Here is a 21,091-nt window from a genome sequence, read left to right as displayed (position 1 = left end):
CTCCACGCTCCACACCGGCCGCGCGCCCCAGGCCGTCGCCCCCACCTGCATCCGTGAAGTCCAGGCGAGCGTCGCGTGGCCTCCGCCTGCCCACTCGCGGAACACTCCGGGCAACGCCCGCGACACCACGCGCCCCGCCGGTGCGCCCGTCCCTGTCAGCAACACCGAAGGCGCTCGACACCCCTCCCGCGTGTCCTCGCACGAGGAGCGCTCCACCAGCGCATGCGAGAGGAGCGAGCGCGACTGATACGAACCGAAGCCCGTCACCGACACCGCCGCGTCCGTCCCCACCGGCCCCCGCACCGTGCCCACCACGCCCCGGAAGCCCTCGTCCCACTGGAAGTCCGGCGTCACCACCGCCTCACGCTCCTCGGGCGCACAGGCCCCTTCTCCCAGGAAGCACCACCGCTCCACGTTCCCAGGCGCGCGCACGACGTCGTCGGGCAGGAAGCCGTCCGGCGTGGGCAGCCCCGTGGTGTCCAGCGTCAGCCGCTGCCCGAAGCCCAGCCGGTAGGAGCCCACCAGCACCGAGGCCCGCGCCCCCGTCCACTGCCCGTGGAACTTGGGCACGACCACCGCCACACCGGGCGCCTCCGCCACGAGCGTCCGCGGGCGCGCATCCCGGTGCACCGCGCCCAGCCGCCGCCGCGTCAGCGACGTGAGCAGCCCCACCCGCCAGCCCTCCGGCCCCGCCACACGCACCTGGAGCGCCAGCGGTGGCAGCACCGGATCCGACGCCGCGAACGCGCTCAAGAGCCGTGCGTCCCCCGACACCCGCTCCGGCGACGCCCGCACGAGGAACGGCGCCAGCCTCCGACGCTCCTCCACCGTCAGCACCGCGTCCCCAAGCAACCCATCCACTCGCGCGTACGTCAGTCCCGGCAGGCCGTAGAGCGAGGCGCGCGAGGCAAGCACCGGATCCACGCCCGAGCGCCGCAGCACCGTCAGCGCCGCGAGCGTCTCCGCCGTGATGGCGCCCTCCTCCCTGAGCGCGAACAACGCCTGTTCGCCGGTGTCCTCGGGGTCGACCTCGTAGGACGCCGCGTGCGCCGCGACGGACAGCATCAGCAGGAACAGCCACACGCAGCAGAGGACGGAACGCACGCAGCGGGTCCTCTGCACGAGCGGGACCACCCTTCCCTACAAGGTGGCTTCCACCTGGGGTCCATCCCTTCCCCGGACGCGGCGTCCAGGGAAGGGACGGCCAGCGTCCCTCCCGCGGCGAGTTCGTCAGGCGGTGCGGCTATGCTGGGGGCCACATCTTCGCGAGGGCCGACGTTCCGGCCCGCAGAACAGCTCATGGGCCACGTCCACATCCTTCGTCACTTCCCCTCTCCCCAGGAGGGATTCAACCGCACCGTCCGCATCTACACCCCGGACCATTACGACGCCCGGGGGGAGCACCGCTTCCCGGTGCTCTACATGCACGACGGGCAGAACGTCTTCGCGCATCCGGAGTCCGCCGTCTTCGACACGTGGTGTGCCAACCGCGTCGCGGAAGAGGGCGTGAGCGCGGGGCGGATGGAGCCGTGGATCATCGTCGCGGTGGACTCCGGGCCGGGCCGCTTCCAGGAGTACTCGCCGTGGGACGAGCCGCGCAACAGCGTGTCCGCGCGCGGCGAGGCCTACGGGCGCTTCCTCGTGGAGGAGCTCAAGCCGTACATCGACCGCACGTACCTCACGCGCACGGGCGGCGAGTGGACGGGCACGATGGGCTCGTCGCTGGGGGGCCTCATCTCGCTGTACCTGGGGTGGCGGTTCCCGCACGTATTCGGCCGCATCGGCGCGCTGTCGCCCACGGTGATGTGGAGCCAGGGCCGGCTGTTCGAAGCGTGGCGCGCGCACAGCCACCGGTGGACGCGCATCTACCTGGACGCGGGCGCCACGGAATACATCCACGTGGGCGGCGTGCCGCTGGACTACGGCCGGGGCACGCTCGACTTCTTCCACCACCTCAAGGGCCTGGGCTACGGCGACCACGAGGTGTCGCTGGTGCTGGAGCCCGGCGGCGAGCACCACGAAAAGGACTGGCAGCGACGGCTGCCGGGCGCCATGCAGTGGCTCCTGGGTTGAGCCCGCGCCCGTGACGCGCAAGCCCCGGTCGGTACCGCCCGAGCAGCGGCAGGTCTACGTGCAGGTGGTGGAGGGACTGCTCCAGCACGGCCTGCGCGGCCAGGTGTCCCCGCGCCTGAGGGAGCGGCTGCGTCAGGCCGGCGTGGACCTGGACCGGCCGCTGTTGCCGCTCTACCCGGTGCCGCTCTGGACGCGGTGTCTGCACATCGTCATCGAGGAGGTCCATCCTGGCGTCCCCCGGGAGGAGGCCTTCCGCCAGCTCGCCCGGGCGCACGTGGAGGGCTACGGGGCCACGCTGCTGGGGCGCGCGGTGATGGGCGTGATGCGGGTGCTGGGACCGAGGCGCGTGGTGCAGCGGCTGCCGGAGGTGCTGCGCGGCACGGACAACTACACGGAGGCGGTGCTGACCGAGCGCGGCCCCGCGAACCACGAGCTGCACATCAACTCCGTCGTCGATGCGCCCGGCTACGTGGAGGCGCTCTTCGAAGCGCTGCTCCAGGTGGGCGGCGCGCGGTCGCCCCGCGTGACGAAGGTGCGCGAGGACGCGGACGGGACGGTGCTCGCGCTCACGTGGACGGAGCCGTAGCTACACGGTCGCCTGGATGAAGCGCACGGCCTCTTGCATCGACTCCTTGTCCGCGTGGCGGGTGAGGTACATCTCCTCGCCTAGGAGGCTGTGGTAGATGGGCGGCAGCTCACGGTGGACGAGGAGCGAGGGGCCCAGCCGCTCGACGATCTGCGCGTGGGTGTGGCGGTAGCGCCGTCCGTGACGGCGGGCGCTGTGGCAGACGTGGTGGCGCGGCGTGTACTGGAAGTCCGCCACCGGGTCGTTGGTCACCACGCGGGCCCAGAGCCGGTACACGTCGATGTCGCACGTGTAGTTCATCATGTCCGTCATGAAGCCACCGGGCGGGCGCAGGTTGGCCTCCAGCACGACGAAGCGGCCGTCCGGCAGCCGGAAGAACTCCAGGTGGAACCAGCGCTCGCGCAGGCCGAAGGCGGCGACGACCTGACGGCCCAGCACGTCGAGCGCGGGGGGGATGGTCTGGAGGCTCCAGAAGGAGATGTCGCGCCGCTCGGTGACGGTCTCCATGCCGCCGTCGCTGTACTCGTGGCTGAGCGCGAAGACGATGGCGCCGTGGCGGTCCACGATGCCGTCGTAGGTGACGATGGTGCCGCGCACGAAGGGCTGGGCCACGTAGGAGGTGGGCAGCGGGTGGGCGAGCGCGGCGTCCACCTCCGCGTCGGTGGTGACCTTGAAGGTGTGGGCGGCGCCCACGCCCACGTCGGGCTTGAGCACGAGCGGGTAGCCCACGCGGGCGGCGAAGGACTTCACCTGGTCGGCGTCGCGCACGCGCAAGAGGTCCGGGTGGGGGACACCGGAGGCGTGGAAGACCTCGGCCATGCCGGACTTGGAGCGCAGCCTGAGGATGTCGGCGGGCTGGAGGCCGGGGGCGTGGAAGTCCTCGCGCAGGCGGGCTTCGACTTCGAGCCAGGACTCGTTGAGGGACTCGATGCGGTCCACGCGGCCGTGGCGCCAGGTGAGGTAGCCGGTGGCGCGCACGAGGGCGTCGTAGTCCGTGAGGCTGGGGACGAAGAAGTATTCGCGGAGGGACTCGCGCAGCTCCGGACGCAGGGATTCGTAGGGCGTGTCACCGATGCCCAGCACGGACACGCCGCGCTCGCGCAGGGCGACGGCGAAGTGGAAGTAGTGGGACGGGAAGTGGGGAGAGATGAAGACGAAGTTCATGGCTCCTGGCGGGCGGGGCCACCGCTGGAGGGGGACCATAGCGGCACCTCCCCCGCCCTTGAAGCCCGGTGGGAAACACTGTCCACCAGGAGGACTCGCCCCTCCGGGTCTACCGGGGGAACACTCGCGCCATGGCGCAGGATTCCGAGGGGTTTGCCCAGGCCCGGGAGCGGATGGGGCAGCACACCATCCCGGAGCTCATCGAGTTGCTGGAGAGCGAGGACGTGCGCACGCGCTTCCTGGCGGAGATGTGTCTGCGGGACGCGACGTCCACCTGACTCCACTTCCAGCCCGCGGGTCCGCGGGCCGAACGGGAGGCCGCGGTGAAGGAGTGGCGCGATTGGTGGGCCGCGCGCCGGGACACGTTCAAGAAGCGCTGGGGCGACAGAAGCGGGTGAGGCTCAGCGAGGAAGCGCGCGATGGGCTCCGGCGCTTGCCAATCGCCATGCCCCGATGCCAGATGGTATCAGCCCGCCGCACCGAGGAGCCGCATGCTGACCCGACTCAAGGTCGAGGGATTCAAGAGCCTCTTGAACGTCGACATCCGATTCGGTCCATTCACCTGCGTTGCGGGAATGAATGCCGTCGGAAAGTCCAACCTCTTCGACGCGATCCGGTTCCTCCACCTCTTGACGCGCCACCCCATCATGGAGGCCGTCAAGCTTCTACGGGAAACCAAGGGTCGCTCACCGGATCCACGCTCCTTGTTCACGGCCTTCGAGGGCTTCCGTGCTCCGGAGATGCGCTTCACAGCGGAGATGGTCGTGGCGCAGGACGTGGAGGATGAGTTGGGCGTCACAAGCCGGGCCCAGATCTCCACACTCCGCTACTCACTGGCCTTCAAGCTGGCGGATGAGGACGAAAGTCGGCTTGAGCTGCTCCACGAATCCCTGGAGCCCATCAAGGTTTCCGATGCAGGCCGCGGGCTCGGTTTTCACTCGACACGCGAGTTCAGGGACTCAGCGCTCCAGGGAGTCCGCCGGGGGGGACCCTTCATCAATACCCTCCCGGGCTCTCGTGAGATCACGGTCCACCAAGAGGGACATGGTGGAAGGAAGATTCCCGCCCCCAAGTCCTCGCGCACGGTGGTGGGCGGAAGCGCCTCCAGTGACTTTCCAACCGTGCTCGCAGCCCACCGTGAGATGCAATCGTGGAAGACCCTCCTCCTTGAGCCCTCTGCGATGCGGTCTCCTTCCATTTATGGAGATGAGCGCTTCATCGACCAGCGGGGTGCCAACCTCCCCTCGACGCTCCAGCGGCTCGCGCGGGGAGAGAGCACCACCGGCCAGCTCTATGCGAACCTCTCCAACCGTCTCGCGGAGCTGTTGGAAGATGCCAGGGAGCTCCGAGTCCGGGATGATCCCAAGACGGAAACCTTGACCGTCGAATTGCAGGGGCGAGACAACATCTTCCATCCCGCGCGAGCCCTTTCTGACGGGACGCTCCGCTTCCTTGTCCTGGCGACGCTGTCACTCGACCCGGAGACCCGGGGCGTCATCTGCCTCGAAGAGCCTGAGAACGGAATCCACCCCGACCGCATCCCCCAGATGGTGCAACTTCTCAGGGACATCGCGGTGGATCCGACCTTGCCGTTGGGCCCCGACAATCCCCTTCGACAGGTCATCGTCAACACACATTCGCCAGTCATCTTCGAGAGCATCAACCTCAATGACCTGGTCTTCCTGGATTCCGTCGAGGCAGTCCAAGCGGATGCACGCGGGAAGGTCACCATGGCCCGCATCCCTGAGCGTTCCTGGCGAGCGGGGTTCACGGATGAAGGCTTGATGCTCCCTCCTGGCAAGCTGTTTCCGTACCTTCGCGAGCAGGACTCCTTCGTCTTCATGAATGAGCGGCAAGGCGAATGACGCCTCTGACCTATACTCTGGTCGCGGATGGCCCCAGCGACCGCTGCCTCGAACCCATCATCAACTGGACCCTCGCGCAGGCGATGAAGCCTTCGGCCGCCCTCATCGATTCCCAGTTCGCTGACTTCCGGGACACGCCTGGTGCGCCGCGGAGGCTGGATGAACGGATCACCCGAGCCGTCGAACAATTTCCTTGTGACCTCTTGTTCGTTCACCGGGATGCGGAGCGGGATTCACCAGAGCGGAGGAGGGACGAGATCGCCGAAGCCATCCGTGACGTGGGCCTTGCGCATGTCGTCTGCATCGTTCCCGTCCGGATGACCGAGGCGTGGCTGCTCTTCGATGAGCCCGCGATCCGCCGTGCAGCGGGGAATCCCCATGGCACGGTTTCCCTGAATCTTCCCGCCGCATCACGGTTCGAGGTTCTGCCCGATCCCAAGCAGGTGCTTGGCGATGCCCTGCTCATGGCTTCGGAAGCCAAGGGGCGAAAGCTTCGGCAGTTCCAGCGAGACATTTCCATGCTCAAGCACCGCGTCGCGGAACTCATCGAGGACTTCACGCCCCTGCGGAGGCTTTCTGCCTTTCAAGCTTTCGAGCACGAGGTCCGCGCCATCGTAGAAGCCTTCCGATAAGCACTGTCAGCCACGTGCGGCACGTCCCCTGTGCCGCACGGCTTCGCGCAGTTCGTCCTCCTGAAGTGGGGTAAAGTCCAGGCACAGGTCGTTCAAGGGCTCACGGCCGACACCTACTTACGCGGCCGTAGGCGGGACTTCTCAGCAGGATGGAGCACAAAGCCCACGCCGGGAGATGCCTGCGGGGGCGGTGTCACAGTCTGCGCATCTGGCAGTGCTGTGGCCAGGAAGGTGCCACGTCCGGGAGTCGTTGCGCTCCACCTTGTGCCTCCATTTACCGATAAGCCGCAAGCACCGTGTTGCGATGCACACCCCGCGACACCACCAGCACAGGGTTCCTGGGAAGAGAACTACGGGATGCAACCGTAAGCGTCGCACGCTCTCCGCCAGTGCCTGCGCAATTTGCACGAAGCGCGGCCTCAGGGGTCGAGCATTCAGCGGGTCACAAGTTAGACCTATCCGCTGCGCTTGCAAGCATCCATCATCGGCACCAAGCGTTCATGGACCTCAGACAGGAACGACGTCAGGCCGACGCTCCTACCCTGCTCACGAAGCACTTCCAGGGAAGTCGCGCGCAGACATTCTTCTTCGCGTTCTAGGCGACCGGAGGTCAGTGCATCCAGTGCCTTCTTGGCGTCGTTCTTCGCGCCGTGTTCCCGTGCCGTCAGACGGTGGGCTTCACGAACGGGATGGAATGACAGTCGCTGCTCTTCCTTGCGAAGTGCATCCTCTTCGGATTCCTTTGCATCGAACCCAGCGAGCACCCAGCACTCCCGCTTGGGCTCCGCCACGCCGATAACGACCTCGAAGGGCCAGGATCTGTCATCGCGGGCCTGTTGCAGACCGATGCGTCGACTCGCGTCCGCATCACTGTCACGAATCAGCATCACGGCCTGAGGTTTTGGCTCCGTATTCGCGAAAAGCAGGAGCGCACGCCGGGCCATTAATGCATCGGGATCGCCAGGCTTGTTGCCGAAATGACCGAAGAGCCCCCGGAGCCCTGCACGTGTTGCCTCGGCCTTCACGGAAGCCCAACGGAGGAATGGCTCCGCAGGAGTCAGCCCTCGCCACCTGCGCTGCGTGTTCAGCATCGCCTCGTCGAGCCAGTCAATGGCCTCGACCAGCACGCGGTCGGCGAGCGCGCAGGCGGTATCACGGTCTGAACGGGCCTCACAGACCACGCCAAGCTCGTACGCGGGCTCACTCATGCGGAGAGGACGTAGGGTCCTTTTCCATCCAACTTTCGCCCACCGTGCTCCAGAACTCACCCGGGCTCATCAAGTCCTTCCACTTTCTATACTCAGGATGCGCCTCGAGTTTCTCGCATCGAGCAGAGCCATCCTCAGCAAGGAATGTCATTCGAATCTCTCCTGGCTGCATATAATTAAGAACAAAGGGTGAGTGACTCGTAGCAAGCACCTGCAACTCAGGTCGCCTCTTGCGAATCTTCCGAATGACATCAACAAGCCTTCCCTGTGCTACAGGATGCAAAGCGAGTTCAATATCATCAAGCAAAACCAAGTGAGGCTGCGACGGCCCCAAGACAGCAGCAAGCAGCCCCAAAGCCATCAGTGTTCCTTCCCCTACCATGCCAGCAGGAACACCTTTCGCGCCTCTCATATCAAAAGAAATCCTATGCCCCCAAACCGATTGGCTCATGACTGGCGAGTATGTCGCATCCGATGAAGGTTTGACGCGCGCGCGTTCAATACGGATACGCTCAACCGCAGGGACAATCTCTACCAAGGACTTCTCTATTTCAGAAAACTCCTCGTCGCGACTAAGCTTTAGATGAGCTAGCAAGGCGGCCAATCCACTGCCGTCGCCTGATAGCACTGGACTCTCATCCTCACTGTACGAAGGCTCGGCCAAGCGTCGCGAGTCAAAACGCAACGCGATAGTGGAACTCAAGGCGTTCCTGAAAACGTTCAGCGGCGGCTGAAATAAGCTATCTCCTGTCCGATCCGACTGATTGATTTCAATCGAATCCACCGGCACGCTCTTCCCAGCCCAGCGCCCCTTCATCTCGATATGCTGGCGCTGTGCTGGCTGGCCATTCACATACATAGAACGCATCAGCGAATTGAGCCGGGCCATACCTGCGCAGCCGAACCAGTCCCCTGAAACTTCAAGCCCAACCGGCTCAACGACTCCGTGAGACTTTATAGCCTCTTCAAATATCAGGTCTTCATTCTTACCGAATAGGCTCCTGGCACTTTCCGACAGAAGGCTCAGCCCCTCCAACAACGTCGTCTTCCCCGACGCATTGGGCCCCACCAGCACCGTGAACGGCTCAAGCTCCAGATCGAGCGAGCGAAATGCCCTGAAGTTGCGAAACTGCACCTTCTCGATCACGCGTGCACCCTCCCCTGCCCTGCGACTCCGCCCCAGTCATACCCAGGGCGGAGCCTGAACGACCGTCTTCAGTTCTTCTGCAGCGGCCGGTAGCGGATCCGGTGCGGCTCCAGCGCGTCCGGGCCCAGGCGCTTCTTCTTGTCCGCTTCGTAGTCCTCGAAGTTGCCCTCGAAGAAGAACGCCTTGCTGTCACCCTCGAACGCCAGGATGTGCGTCGCGATGCGGTCCAGGAACCAGCGGTCGTGGCTGATGACCACCGCGCACCCAGCGAAGCTCAGGAGCGCGTCCTCCAGGCTCCGCAGCGTCTCCACGTCCAGGTCGTTCGTCGGCTCGTCCAACAGCAGCAGGTTGCCGCCGCTCTTGAGCATCTTCGCCAGGTGCAGCCGGTTGCGCTCACCGCCCGACAGGTCCTTCACCCGCTTCTGCTGGTCCTGCCCCTTGAACGCGAACCCCGCCAGGTACGCGCGGCTCGGGACCGTGCCCGCCTTGCCCAGGTCGATGAGGTCCAACCCGCCGCTCACCTCCTGGAACACCGACTGCTCGCCCTGCAGCGCGTCGCGGCTCTGGTCCACGTAGGCCATCACCACCGTCTCGCCCACCTTCAACTCGCCCCCGTCCGGCTTCTCCGCGCCCGTCATCATCCGGAACAGCGTCGTCTTGCCCGCGCCGTTGGGCCCAATCACTCCCACGATGCCGCCGGGCGGCAGCTTGAAGGTCAGCTCGTCGATGAGCAGCCGGTCCCCATACGCCTTGCGCAGCCCCTTCGCCTCCACCACCAACCCACCCAGCGGCGGACCCGGAGGGATCATCACCTCGCCCGTCACGTCGCGCTTCTGCTGGGACTGGTTGAACAGCTCCTCGTACGCGGCGATGCGCGCCTTGCTCTTCGCCTGACGCGCCTTCGGAGACGCCCGCACCCACTCCAGCTCGCGCTTGAGCGTCTTCTGACGGTGGCTCTCCGACTTCTCCTCCAGCTCCAGCCGCTTCTGCTTCTGCTCCAGCCAGCTGGAGTAGTTGCCCTTCCAGGGCACGCCCTCGCCCCGGTCTAGCTCGAGAATCCACTCCGCCACGTTGTCCAGGAAGTACCGGTCGTGCGTGATGCACACGATGGTCCCCGTGTACGCCTTCAGCGCCTGCTCCAGCCACGCGACGCTCTCCGCGTCCAGGTGGTTGGTGGGCTCGTCCAGCAGCAGCAGGTCCGGCTTCTCCAACAGGATGCGGCAGAGCGCCACGCGGCGCTTCTCACCGCCGGACAGCTTCGTCACGTCCGCGTCACCCGGGGGCAGCCGGAGCGCGTCCATGGCCATCTCCAGCGTGCGGTCCAGCTCCCAGCCGTTCGACGCGTCGATGGCGTCCTGGAGCCGGGCCTGCTCGGCGAGCAGCTTCTCCATCTCCGCGTCGCTCATGGGCTCCGCGAACTTCGCGCTCACCTCATTGAAGCGGTCCAGCGCCTGGCGGATCTCCTTCAGGCCCAGCTCCACGTTCCCCTTCACGTCCAGGGTCGTGTCCAGCTGCGGCTCCTGCTCCAGGTAGCCCACCTTCACCGTGGGGTCCGGCTTCGCGACGCCGAAGAACTCCGTGTCCACCCCCGCCATGATGCGCAAGAGCGTGGACTTGCCGGAGCCGTTGGGGCCAATCACGCCAATCTTGGCGCCCGGGAAGAACGACAGGTAGATGCCCTTGAGGATCTCCTTGCTGTTCTTGACCTTGCGCAGGTCCTGCATCGTGAAGATGAAATTCTGGGCCATCGCGGCATCCTAGCGGTCTGTCAAACGTGAGCGGTCCTGGGAGCGGATACCAGGGAGCACCCACGGGCTCAAGGCGAGAGCGCACCCTCCGTGTCCGCCTGGACGGCGCGCGTCATGTCCCCGGCGGTGCGAAAAAACGCCCGGCCGCTTGCCCAGCGAACCCACGGCGAAGGTGTTAGAGGAAGCGCCGCCATGTCCGAGCCCTCGACCCCCGCCCTGGAGCTGCAGGGCCTCTCCAAACGCTACGGCAGCTTCACCGCGCTGCACTCGGTGGACCTCTCCATTCCCCCCGGCGAAATCTTCGCGCTGCTCGGCCCCAACGGCGCCGGCAAGACGACCCTCATCGGCAGCGTGTGCGGCCTGGTGAAGAAGTCCGCTGGCACCATGCGCGTCTTCGGCAAGGACCTGGACCAGGACCCCGTGGGGCCCCGCTACCAGGTGGGGCTGGTGCCGCAGGAGATCAACTTCGACCCGTTCTTCTCCGTCGCGGAGTCCCTGCGCATCCAACTGGGCTACTACGGCCAGCCCCGCGACGACGCGCGCGTCGATGAGGTCCTCACCGCCCTCAACCTCCAGGCGAAGAAGGACTCGCTCACGCGCGCCCTGTCCGGCGGCATGAAGCGCCGGCTGCTCATCGCCAAGGCCCTGGTGCACCGGCCCCGGCTCGTGTTCCTCGACGAGCCCACCGCGGGCGTGGACGTGGAGCTGCGCCGCGACCTGTGGACGTACGTGAAGAAGATCGCCAGCGAGGGCACCACCATCGTCCTCACCACGCACTACCTGGAAGAGGCGGAGGAGCTGGCCGACCGCGTGGGCATCATCAACGAGGGCCGCCTCCTCATGGTGGAGGAGAAGTCCACCATCCTGCGCCGCTTCGGGGAGAAGCGCCTGGTCGTCACCTTCTCCGAAGCCCTGCCCGCCATGCCCGAAGCCGGCCAGCGCTTCGCCGCGAGCCTGTCCCAGGACCGCCGCACGCTCACCTACGTGGAGCGCGAGAACTGCGCGCCCTCCGGCGAATTGCTCCGCGCGCTCTACGCGAACGGGCTGCCCATCTCCGAGGTGGAGACGCGCCGCCCGCGCCTGGAAGACGTGCTCATCGAGATCCTCCGCGGCCGCCCGACGCAGGCCGCCTGAAACCCCGCTTCCGGAAAATCCCCCCACCCCATGAACGTCCTCGGGATGCAGACGCTGTTCGCGAAGGAGGTCCGGCGCTTCATGCGCGTGCCGGGCCAGACCGTCCTGTCGCCCCTCATCAGCACCACGCTGTACTTCATCGTCTTCGGCTACTCGATTTCAGGGCGCGTGCACGCGGTGGAGGGCCACCCGTACCTGCACTTCATCGTCCCGGGGCTCGTGTTCCTGGGCATCGCCAACAACGCGTTCCTCAACAGCAGCTCGTCCCTGTTCATCACCAAGATCCAAGGCACCGTGGTGGACCTGCTGGTGGCGCCGCTGGGGCCCGGCGAGCTGATGGTGGGCTTCATCGGCGGCGCGATGGTGCGCGGGCTGGTGGTGGGCCTGCTCACCTGGATCGTCGCCGCCCTGTTCTCCGGCTTCAGCCTGGAGCACCCGCTGGCGACGCTCTACTTCCTGCTGCTGTCCAGCTACGTGTTCAGCGTGCTGGGCATGCTCGCCGCCGTGTGGGCGGAGAAGTTCGAGCAGATCAACTTCTTCCCCACCTTCGTCATGCTGCCGCTCACGTTCCTGGGCGGCGTCTTCTACTCGGTGCGCGAGCTGCCCTCGCCCTGGAACCACGTCAGCCTCTTCAACCCCATGGTCTACATGGTGGAAGGGCTGCGCTTCGGCATGCTGGGCAGCAGCCTGTTCTCTCCGCTCGTCGGCGGCGCCATCCTCGCGGCCACCGCCGCCGTCGCCACCGGCGTCACGTACGGCGTGCTGCGCTCTGGCTACAAGATGAAGGCGTGACGGAGGCGTGACACAGGGCGTGCCCGGCTGCCTCCTCCACAGGTAGGGAGGCAGTCCCTTTCCTACTGGACAGGATCTCTGTCTTTTTGGAAGTCGGCTGTTTCCCGCCCGGTGAGAAAGCGCGATATCCTCTGCTTGAAATGGCGGTCGCCTTCGGGAAATACGAGCTGCTGAAAAAAATCGCTTCGGGCGGCATGGGACAGGTGTTCCTTGCCCAGGAGCATGGGACGGGCTTCGAGCGCCTGGTCGTCCTCAAGCTCATCCTCCCGCACCTCGCCGAGGACGAAGAGTTCCTGGAGATGTTCCTGGAGGAGGCGCGGCTCGTCGCGCGCCTGTCGCACCCGAACCTCATCACCATCCTGGACCTGACGGAGATTGAAGGCCGGCACTGTCTGGCGATGGAGTACGTGCAGGGCGAGGACGTGCGGCGCCTGGACCGCTTCGCGCGCAAGCAGGGGCGTCCGCTGCCGGCGGGGCTGGTGGTGCGCATCATCGCGGACGCGGCGGCGGGCCTGTCGTATGCACACGGCGCGCGTGACGGGCAGGGCCAGCCGCTCAAGCTGGTGCACCGGGACGTGTCCCCGCAGAACGTGCTCGTCGGCTTCGACGGGGGCGTGAAGGTCATCGACTTCGGCGTGGCGAAGGCGGCCACCAGCGGTCAGCAGACGGCGACGGGCGTGCTCAAGGGCAAGTACCCGTACATGTCCCCGGAGCAGGCCAACGGGCTGCCGGTGGACGGCCGCAGCGACCAGTTCGCGCTGGGCGTGGTGATGTGGGAGCTGCTCACGGGCAAGCGCCTCTTCAAGGGCGACACGGACCTGATGACGCTGCGGCTGGTGCGCGACTGCCAGATTCCGCCGCCGTCGCAGCTCAACCCGGACCTGCCGCCGGGCCTGGACGAGGTGCTGCTCAAGGCGCTGGCGCCCACGCCGGAGGGGCGCTACCCGGACTGCGCCGCGTTCCGGCTGGCGCTGGAGGACTACGCGCTCGAGCTGCGGCTGCCCTCCAGCAGCGCGCACCTGGCCGCGTACCTGCGCGACCTGTACGCGGAGCGCATCGCCGCCGAGTCCGACCCGTCGAAGCTGGACCAGCTCGCGGAGGACGCGGACCTGGATTCGCAGTCCAACTCGTCGCTCGGCGGGCAACCCACGTCGGGCGCGCGGGGGAATGTCGCGTCGCGCGCGTCGAAGCTGGTGGGGCCGCCGTCCCGTCCGCCCACGCGCGTGGGGCCTGAAGCGACGCGAGGCACCGCCGCCCTGGAGCCCTCGCCCGCGCCGAAGCGTCGCGCGTGGCTCCCCTATGTGGTGGGCGGCGTGGCGCTGGTGGCGGGAGGCGCGGCGGTGGTGATGCTGCGTGGCGCCGACCTGCCCTCGACCGGGACGACCGGGACGACCGTGGCCGTGGCCTCCCGGCCGCCGGACGCGGTGCAGGGACCGGCGCGGACCGGGCCCCCGGAGACTCCCGCCCGGAACGCAGCGCCCCGGCCCGTGGAGCTGCTGGTGACGAGCGAGCCGCCCGGCGCCACGGTGCAGGTGGCGGGCGAGGAGCGCGGCACGACGCCCGTGGCGCTGCCGCTGGTGCCCGGAGATCCGTCGGTGGCGGTGACGCTCGCGCTCAACGGCTACGAGCCGGTGACGCGGCAGGTGTCCGCGGCGGATGCGCCCACGGTGGCGGTGCCGCTCCAGCGCCGGGTGACCCGGCCACAGACCCGGAAGCCACCCCCCTCATCGTTGGGCATCAAGACGGGGCGTTGAGGCGCCCCCTCCTGCCGCCGGTCCGGCTGGCATCCAGCAAACGCGGTGGCCTTCCCTGAGCGGGCAACGGCGGCGCTTCAGCCCCGACGTCGCGACTCCGCCGCCAGGACGATGACGTAGCCGTCCGGGTCGCGGACCCAGAACTCCCGGCGACGCGAGTTCGGGTTCTCGTGGGGCGCTTCCACCCAGTCCACCTTCAGGGCCTCCGCCGCCTTCACGGAGGCGTCGAAGTCCGTGGTCTCGAACCACAGCAGCACGCCATGCCCGTGGGGCGCCGAGTCCGGCCCCATCAGGTTGGCGTGCTCGTCCAGGTCCCAGGCGTGGAGCTGGAGGATGGGCTCGCCGTTGCTGACGAGCATCTCGTACTCGTCACCGCCGTGGGCGCTCTCACAGCCGAGGAGCTGCTGGTACCAGCGGCTGCTCGCGGCGACATCGCGCACCGCGAGCAGGGGCTGGGAGCGGACCTGACGGGACTTGCTCGGCATGGGGCTCCGGTGACGACTACCGCTTGAAGTGTTCCGCGATGACGCTCGCCACGCCGGCGGTGAGCTTCTTGCCGGTGGGGATGTGCAGGAACTCGTTGGGGCCGTGCGCGTTGCTGCCCGGCCCGAGCAGGCCCGTGATGAGGAACTGCGCCTCCGGGAAGCGCTCGCCCAGCATGCCCATGAAGGGGATGGTGCCGCCCTCGCCCATCGCCATCGCGGGCTTGCCGAAGCACGCCTGCGACGCGGACTCCACCGCGCGCGACAGCCAGCCGGCCAGCGGCGGCGCGTCCCAACCCACGCTCGCCTTGTCCCCGTCGAACGTCACCTTCGCGCCGTAGGGCGGGTCCTTCTCCAGCACGTCCTTGAGCGCCTTCGCCGCGGCCTTGGGGTCCACGCGCGGCGGGATGCGCATGGACAGCTTCAGCGTCGTGAAGGGGCGCAGCACGTTGCCCGCGCTGGCGAGCGCCGGCACGCCGTCCACGCCCGTCAGCGCCAGCGCCGGACGCCAGGTGCGGTTGAGCACCAGCTCCTCGCCATCCTTCGTCACCGGGCCCGCGCCCTCCACCCAGGGGAACTTGGTGTAGAGCTCGTCGCCCAGCGTCTGGGCCGCCGCCTTCGCCTGCGCGCGCCGGCCCTCCGGAATCTGCGTGTGCAGCGCGTCCACCTTGATGTGGCCCGTCTGCTCGTCCTCCACGCGCGACAAGAGCTGCCGCATGATGCGCAGCGACGACGCCACCACGCCCGTCGCGTCACCGGAGTGCACGCCCTCCGTGAGGATGTCCACGCGCAGGTTGCCGGCCACCATGCCGCGCAGGCTGGTGGTCATCCAGAGCTGATCATAGTTCGCGCAGCCCGAGTCCAGGCACACCACCAGCGACGGCTTGCCGATGCGCGGCGCCAGCGCCTCGATGTACGCGGGCAGGTCCGTGCTGCCGGACTCCTCGCACGCCTCGATGAGCACCGAGCACCGCGCGTGCGGCACGCCCTGCTCCTTGAGCAGCCGCAGCGCGGACAGCGACGCGAACGCCGAGTAGCCGTCATCCGCGCCGCCGCGCCCGTAGAGCTTGTCGCCCTCGCGCACGGGCTTCCACGGGTGGAGCCCCTCGCGCCAGCCGGTCATCTCCGGCTGCTTGTCCAGGTGGCCGTACAGCAGCACCGTGTCGTCGCCGCGCGTGCCCGGCACCTCCATGTAGATGACGGGCGTGCGGTCCTTGCCGTCCGCCGTCTTCAGCCGCACCACCTCCACCGTCAGCCCTGGCAGGTGCGCGGCCTGCGCGCGGCACCAGTCCGAGATGAGCTGGACGGCCTGCTCCATGTGGCCCGTCTTGACCCAGTCCGGGTCGAACGAGGGCGACTTGTTGGGGATGCGGATGTAGCGCTCCAGCGCGGGCAGGATCTCCTGCTCCCAGATGCGCTCCGACGAGGCGAGGGCTTGGTCGACGTTCATGGCGGCGACATGCTGCCCACCCGCGCGCCCCCTGTCGATGGAAAGCCCACCACCGGAGCTTCAGGCGGAGCCTTGGGGGAAGCCCCCGGGCCTCCCCGGTCGCCGGGCGCGCGGCCTGCCGTCTTGCGTCAGGCCGCGCGGGCGCTCAGGGGCTCAGGGCTGGATTTCGCGAACACTCAGCCATTTGAAGTCCACGTCGTTCGCGTTGTCCCAGCGGAACACCGCGATGGGGCCGCCCCAGGTGATGGGCATGCCCCCGGTGGCGCCGCCGCAGTGCTGCGCGTCGCCGCCCCACTGGCCGGAGTCGGTGAAGTCGTAGACCTTCTTCCACGTCACCTTGTCCGCGTTCTCGTTGACGTACATCTCCAGCTTCACGGCCGTCTGGCCGTTGACGGGGACGTTGCGCATCACCGACTTGAAGCCCACCCAGCGGCCCTTGAGCGCGGAGGTGGCGGGCTTGTACGGGGTCTGCTCGTAGGAGACATGCCACGTCTCCTTCTGCCAGCGCGCGCGGCCGTCGTAGTGGAAGCCGGCCTTGTAGCTGCTGCCCTCGCAGCCGGAGTGGTCGTCGTTGTGCTTGCCGCCCCGCGCGTACCAGTCGAAGTTGTCCGCCGTGTCCTGGGCGCTGTTCAGCCTCACGAAGCCGGTCATCTCGATGTTCTTCCAGTCGTTGGCCGCCTGCATGTAGCCACGGCTCGTGAGCACGTCCCGGTCGTAGGTGGGAATCCTGCTGTCGTCGTAGCCCGTGGAGGTGAAGACGCTCATCCGCACCTGCGAGTCCTTCATCTTCCAGGAGCCGTCGCTGTTGCGGGTGATGCCATTCTGCGGATCGAAGCGCTTGTCGGACGTGGCGCTGTCGGCGAGCGCCCACGCCTCGCCGCCCGGCTTCGACGGATAGAGCTGCGTGACGCCGAAGCGGTCCGTGCCCGCGGGCGACGTGGCGGTGGTGAGGGCGGCCCACTCGGCGATGCTGGCCCAGGTGTTGAGGGAGTTGCCGTTGACCGTCACGCGCACGTACCGCGCGGCGCGCGGAGTGAAGCCGTAGCGCTCCAGGTTCGCGGTGGTGCCGGACGACTTCGTGGAGAGGGCCGTCGTCCAGGTGGCGCCGTCGGTGGACGTGGCGAGGACGAACGTGTTGGTGCGCTTGTTCCCCTCGTGCCAGGCGATGTCCACGGCGGACAGCGACTTCACGGCGCCCAGGTCGCCCCGGAGCCACTGGCCCACGCCGTCGCTGGACCAGCGCGTGGAGAGGTTCCCGTCGACGGTGTTCGACGGCGGGTTGCCGTCGTTGCCACTGGCGGTGACGGCGCTGAAGCCCGATGCGGCGAGCGCGGGCCCCGCGGACACGAGCAGCGCGAGCACGCTCGTGCTGAAGACATGACGCTTCCATCCCCCCCGGGGCGGATTCAACAGACGCGATTGGGACAAGGTGCTTCCTCACGACGGGGCCGCGACGTCGCGCGAGCGCGCGCGGCACATGGACCTGCGGATGTCCTGCGCGATGTGGCGGGCCCGAGTACCCGACACCCGGCAGGTCCATTCCCGGATGTCTGTGTTTCATCGCGGAAGACAGCACGGCCCGTCCGCCCCGCTTCCGGGGTGACGGGCCGTGGGTGGATTCATGTCTCGCGTTGCGTGCGGGTTCGTGACGCCGTGTCTGGATTGACTACTCGCGCAGCTTCACCACCGCGGCCGAGGGGCCGTCCAGGCGCACGATGTTTCCCGTCAGCGGCGAGCCCTCCACGCTTCCGCCAAAACGGGGGGACTCGCTCCACAACACGATGCCCGCGCTCGCGTGTGGGGGCAGCGCGTGCACCAGCGAGCCCCGGATGTTGACGATGACGAGCACCGTGTCGCCCTCCGCGCGGCGCTCCAGCAGGATGGCGTCCGGGCCCAGCGTGCGGGCGTCATGGGTGCCCTGGCGGCTCGTGAGCACGGGCTCCGTGGCGCGCAGGCGCAGCAGCTCCTTGTAGAGGGCCAGCACGCCCGCATGCTCGGGGCGCTCGGCCTCGCTCCAGTCCAGCATGGAGCGGGTGAAGGTGTCGCGGTCCTGCGGGTCGGGAACCTGTTCGCCCTTGAAGCGCGAGAAGCCGGCGAACTCCTTGCGGCGCCCTTCCGTGACGAGCTTGCCCAGCTCCGCGTTGTGGTCCGTGAAGTAGAGGAACGGCGTGCGCGCGTTCCACTCCTGGCCCATGAAGAGCAGCGGCGTGAACGGCGACAGGAGCAGCAGCGTGCTCATGGCGCGGAAGGCGGCCGGGGTCACGTCCTCCGACAGGCGGTTGCCGAAGGGCCGGTTGCCCACCTGATCATGGTTCTGGATGCAGTGGACGAAGTGCCACGGGGCCAGCCCCTTCGACGACGTGCCGCGCGCGTGGCCCAGGTTCTTGGACTTCTGGCCCTGGTAGAACCAGCCCTGGCGCAGCGTGGCGGCGAGGTCGTCCGCGGTGCCGGTGTAGTCCTGGTAGTAGCCCTCGTGGTCCCCCGCGAAGGCGCGCCGCAGCTGGTGGTGCAGGTCATCCGCCCAGACGCCGTCCAGGCCGTAGCCGCCGTCCTTCACGGGCGTCACCAGCTTGCGCTCGTTGCGCTCGTCCTCCGCGATGACGACGACGCGGCGCCCGTTGGCTGCGGCGTGGGCGCGCTCGACGATTTCGGCGAGCAGGTGCGGCTGGCCGTCGTCCACGAGCGCGTGCGCGGCATCCAGGCGCAGGCCGTCCGCGTGGTAGTCGCGGATCCACATCTCCACGTTGGACAGCACGAGCGAGCGCACGAAGGCGCTGCCCTCGCTGTCGTAGTTGACCGCGTCGCCCCAGGGCGTGTGGTGGTGGTTCGTGAAGTAGTGGGGCGAGTACGCGCCCAGGTAGTTCCCGTCCGGTCCGAAGTGGTTGTAGACGGCGTCGATGAGCACCGCGAGGCCGTGCGCGTGCGCCGCGTCGATGAGCCGGCGCAGCCCCCGGGGGCCGCCGTAGGTGGCTTGCGGCGCGAAGAGGTCCACGCCGTCGTAGCCCCAGTTGCGGGCGCCGGGGAAGCTGGCCACGGGCAAGAGCTCCAGCGTGTTCACGCCCAGCTCCCGCAGGTGCGCGAGCTTGGGGATGAACGCCTCGAAGGTGCCCTCCGGCGTGGCGGTGCCCACGTGCACCTCGTAGATGACCAGCGCCTGCGGATCCGGCCCCTTCCAGTGCAGGTCCGTCCAGCCGTGGTCGGCCACGACAATCTCCGACGGGCCGTGCACGCCCTGGGGCTGGGAGCGCGACCACGGGTCCGGGAAGGGGTCGCCGCCATCCAAGCGCAGCTTGTAGCGCAGGCCCGCGCCCTGCCCGTCCAGCACGCCGCCGAAGCAGCCCTCCGGCTCCGGGGTGAGGGGCAGCGTGCGCGTGGCCTGGTCGTCCGCGCCGTACACCACGACGTCCACCTGCTTGTGGCCGGGCGCCCAGACGCGCCAGCGCACCCGGGAACCATCCTCCACCCACGCGCCCAGGCGCGGCGCGAGGGAACGAGCTTCAGTCGATTGAGCCATGTGCGTCCCTGTAATGCGTGGGAGGAAGCCCGGGGAGCCTCGCGTGGCCCTGGTGGACATCGCTGTTCACGGGTGGACCTCCGGTCCAGCGTGAGTGCGGACCGGCGGACGGAGGCCTGGGATGCCCACAGGAGGGGCGGCACTCCACGGCGAAGGCCCGATGAACTCGGCACGTTTGGTTGCCGCGCCCCAATCTCCTGGGTAGGCTCACGGAACCTGGAAGCCCCGGGAACCGGATTCCTTGACATTCATGTTTTGCGGAAATACTCAGACTGTCCGATATAGCGGTTTTCACTCCGGACAGGGCTCATGGCGAGGCGGCGAGCAGCAGGGTTCGCGACGTGTTGGCGCTCGCTCGCGTGCACGGGGGCGCTCGCGATGATGGCGAGCTGCTCCACGCCGAACCCCGCGGTCCGGGTGCGCCGGATGCCGAACGGGCAACTCCAGGTGACGGGGCCACTCGCGGGTCCGTTCAAGTCAACCGAGGAGCTGGCCGGCAACGCCTGCGAGATCATGACCGGACAACCCGGGGCGTCGTCCGGCGAGTACGGGATGGAGTACTGCGCCCTGGTCTACTACTCGAGCGCCGAGGACGCGTTCTATCTCAGCCACCTGTCCGACATTCAGGGCAAGGCCACGGGCAGAACAAAGTCCTGCAAGGTCCCCTCCAGCCTGGATGATCCCCAACACCTGGACGCCATCATCCTGGGGAGAGGCCACAGCCACCCTCACAACCGGCGCTTTTCCATGCCGGACATGAGCGAAGAGCGCCGGTGGGTTCCCACACGGATTGCCGACGCTCGCACCGGAAGGGTCCTCCACCGGGAGTTGCTGCTCTTCTACCGGGAGAAGGCAGGCGAGTGCCGCGCCTACAAATACGACTACGCCGACCGAGTGGTGACCGCGCTGCGCGGAGGGACCTGGGTCCCCATCGGCGTGGTCGACAACGACGAGGGCGACATCAAACTCTACGAAGGACAGGACTGGACGCCATGAACGGGCTCACGCGCATGCGGAGACTGTCCTCGGTCTTCATCGGGCTTGCGTTCTGCGGTCTGACGCAAGGTTGCAGCTACTTCGGTTATTACAAATACGAGCGTCCGGAGCGCATTCCCCCCGAGATCGGTGATCGCATCCGGGATCCCAACCCCGAGACCTTCGTGGCCTCGACCAAAATGGATGGCCCCACCTTTGCCGCGTTCCGGGTCGCGCTCGCGGACTTCATGCCTCCCGGCGAGCAGGCTTCCGGCAACGATGAGATGCTGGTGCGCTGCTTCGAGCGCCGTGACATCTTCGATGTCCGGATCAACAAGGTCAGCGACGACCTGTACCTCGTCAGCTTCTCCCCCAACTTCAAGCGCTGCGGCATGCCACCCGACGTCGTAGTGCTGGACGGGGGCGCGACCTACCTCATCGACGGTCAGGGCCGCATCCTCGACATCCGCTAGGACTCCAAGGGGCCACCCCCGGGCGGCTTGTCGTGCCCGGGGCCTCCCGGGATGATGGGGCGCTGTTCGCGTCGCCCCGTCCTGGAGTCACCGC

18 protein-coding genes and 1 pseudogene are annotated in these 21,091 nt (G+C 67.8%); 10 read left to right on the top strand and 9 right to left on the bottom strand.

Translation table 11 applies throughout. From position 1 onward, the window contains the following. A pseudogene (locus tag D7V93_RS12540) lies at positions 1 to 1,104 on the bottom strand (hypothetical protein); the annotation flags it as partial. A 195-nt stretch (positions 1,105 to 1,299) separates the two neighbouring features. Here D7V93_RS12540 and D7V93_RS12535 point away from each other — a divergent pair. Then, on the top strand, positions 1,300 to 2,073 hold the full coding sequence (locus tag D7V93_RS12535) for an alpha/beta hydrolase (RefSeq protein WP_120643623.1): 774 nt from the start codon (positions 1,300 to 1,302) through the stop codon (positions 2,071 to 2,073). Positions 2,074 to 2,083: 10 nt separating this feature from the next. Then, positions 2,084 to 2,659 (top strand): DUF2378 family protein, encoded by a 576-nt coding sequence (locus D7V93_RS12530; protein ID WP_120643622.1) that lies wholly within the window; start codon positions 2,084 to 2,086, stop codon positions 2,657 to 2,659. On the opposite strand, the gene D7V93_RS12525 is transcribed toward D7V93_RS12530, so the two are convergent. Then, positions 2,660 to 3,823, bottom strand: coding sequence for an ATP-grasp domain-containing protein (locus D7V93_RS12525; RefSeq protein WP_120643621.1), 1,164 nt, complete (start codon positions 3,821 to 3,823; stop codon positions 2,660 to 2,662). It lies immediately after the preceding gene. Between the two features lie 131 nt (positions 3,824 to 3,954). Here D7V93_RS12525 and D7V93_RS44875 point away from each other — a divergent pair, with 131 nt between their 5' ends. The 3 genes from D7V93_RS44875 (at position 3,955) to D7V93_RS12510 (ending at position 6,320) form a co-directional block, all read left to right on the top strand. Further along, complete coding sequence (locus tag D7V93_RS44875) at positions 3,955 to 4,101, top strand: hypothetical protein (RefSeq protein ID WP_158623722.1); 147 nt, start codon at positions 3,955 to 3,957, stop codon at positions 4,099 to 4,101. Between the two features lie 213 nt (positions 4,102 to 4,314). Beyond that, the gene (locus D7V93_RS12515) at positions 4,315 to 5,688 is read left to right on the top strand and encodes an AAA family ATPase (RefSeq protein WP_120643619.1); all 1,374 of its coding nucleotides are present in this window, start codon (positions 4,315 to 4,317) and stop codon (positions 5,686 to 5,688) included. Next, positions 5,685 to 6,320, top strand: coding sequence for a hypothetical protein (locus D7V93_RS12510; protein ID WP_120643618.1), 636 nt, complete (start codon positions 5,685 to 5,687; stop codon positions 6,318 to 6,320). The genes D7V93_RS12515 and D7V93_RS12510 overlap by 4 nt, the downstream gene beginning before the upstream one ends. A 455-nt stretch (positions 6,321 to 6,775) precedes the next feature. Here the strand turns inward: D7V93_RS12510 and D7V93_RS12505 are convergent, their stop codons facing one another. From D7V93_RS12505 to ettA, 3 genes are all read right to left on the bottom strand, one after another. After that, positions 6,776 to 7,528, bottom strand: coding sequence for a hypothetical protein (locus D7V93_RS12505; RefSeq protein WP_244237268.1), 753 nt, complete (start codon positions 7,526 to 7,528; stop codon positions 6,776 to 6,778). Further along, the gene (locus D7V93_RS12500; protein WP_120643617.1) at positions 7,521 to 8,675 is read right to left on the bottom strand and encodes an AAA family ATPase; all 1,155 of its coding nucleotides are present in this window, start codon (positions 8,673 to 8,675) and stop codon (positions 7,521 to 7,523) included. The genes D7V93_RS12505 and D7V93_RS12500 overlap by 8 nt, the downstream gene beginning before the upstream one ends. Before the next feature lie 68 nt (positions 8,676 to 8,743). Beyond that, the gene (ettA, locus tag D7V93_RS12495; protein ID WP_120643616.1) at positions 8,744 to 10,423 is read right to left on the bottom strand and encodes an energy-dependent translational throttle protein EttA; all 1,680 of its coding nucleotides are present in this window, start codon (positions 10,421 to 10,423) and stop codon (positions 8,744 to 8,746) included. A gap of 192 nt (positions 10,424 to 10,615) precedes the next feature. Here ettA and D7V93_RS12490 point away from each other — a divergent pair, with 192 nt between their 5' ends. The 3 genes from D7V93_RS12490 (at position 10,616) to D7V93_RS12480 (ending at position 14,103) form a co-directional block, all read left to right on the top strand. Continuing rightward, complete coding sequence (locus tag D7V93_RS12490; protein WP_120643615.1) at positions 10,616 to 11,557, top strand: ABC transporter ATP-binding protein; 942 nt, start codon at positions 10,616 to 10,618, stop codon at positions 11,555 to 11,557. Positions 11,558 to 11,587: 30 nt separating this feature from the next. Then, the gene (locus D7V93_RS12485; protein WP_120643614.1) at positions 11,588 to 12,349 is read left to right on the top strand and encodes an ABC transporter permease; all 762 of its coding nucleotides are present in this window, start codon (positions 11,588 to 11,590) and stop codon (positions 12,347 to 12,349) included. Positions 12,350 to 12,543: 194 nt separating this feature from the next. Then, positions 12,544 to 14,103, top strand: coding sequence for a serine/threonine protein kinase (locus D7V93_RS12480; protein WP_244237267.1), 1,560 nt, complete (start codon positions 12,544 to 12,546; stop codon positions 14,101 to 14,103). A gap of 77 nt (positions 14,104 to 14,180) precedes the next feature. On the opposite strand, the gene D7V93_RS12475 is transcribed toward D7V93_RS12480, so the two are convergent. The 4 genes from D7V93_RS12475 to treZ form a co-directional block, all read right to left on the bottom strand. Next, positions 14,181 to 14,588 (bottom strand): VOC family protein, encoded by a 408-nt coding sequence (locus D7V93_RS12475; RefSeq protein ID WP_120643612.1) that lies wholly within the window; start codon positions 14,586 to 14,588, stop codon positions 14,181 to 14,183. A gap of 16 nt (positions 14,589 to 14,604) precedes the next feature. Continuing rightward, on the bottom strand, positions 14,605 to 16,035 hold the full coding sequence (locus tag D7V93_RS12470) for a M20 family metallopeptidase (RefSeq protein ID WP_120643611.1): 1,431 nt from the start codon (positions 16,033 to 16,035) through the stop codon (positions 14,605 to 14,607). Between the two features lie 153 nt (positions 16,036 to 16,188). Further along, positions 16,189 to 17,463: a discoidin domain-containing protein gene (locus D7V93_RS12465; protein WP_244237266.1), complete on the bottom strand. Its 1,275-nt coding sequence runs from the start codon at positions 17,461 to 17,463 to the stop codon at positions 16,189 to 16,191. 238 nt (positions 17,464 to 17,701) lie between these two features. Beyond that, a complete protein-coding gene (gene treZ / locus D7V93_RS12460; protein WP_120643610.1) occupies positions 17,702 to 19,549 on the bottom strand; it encodes a malto-oligosyltrehalose trehalohydrolase in 1,848 nt (615 codons plus the stop codon). Positions 19,550 to 19,858: 309 nt separating this feature from the next. Between treZ and D7V93_RS12455 the strand changes: the two genes are divergently transcribed. Together D7V93_RS12455 and D7V93_RS12450 are read left to right on the top strand one after the other, a co-directional pair. After that, positions 19,859 to 20,545, top strand: a complete 687-nt coding sequence (locus D7V93_RS12455; RefSeq protein WP_244237264.1) for a hypothetical protein — start codon at positions 19,859 to 19,861, stop codon at positions 20,543 to 20,545. Continuing rightward, positions 20,542 to 20,997: a hypothetical protein gene (locus tag D7V93_RS12450; RefSeq protein ID WP_120643608.1), complete on the top strand. Its 456-nt coding sequence runs from the start codon at positions 20,542 to 20,544 to the stop codon at positions 20,995 to 20,997. Before D7V93_RS12455 ends, D7V93_RS12450 begins: the two co-directional genes overlap by 4 nt. Positions 20,998 to 21,091: the final 94 nt, after the last annotated feature.

The sequence above is a fragment of the Corallococcus llansteffanensis genome (assembly GCF_003612055.1).
GTDB classification, from domain to species: Bacteria; Myxococcota; Myxococcia; order Myxococcales; family Myxococcaceae; genus Corallococcus; species Corallococcus llansteffanensis.
Note: the sequence above shows the minus strand (reverse complement) of the source record. Positions and strands in the feature narration are given on the sequence as shown.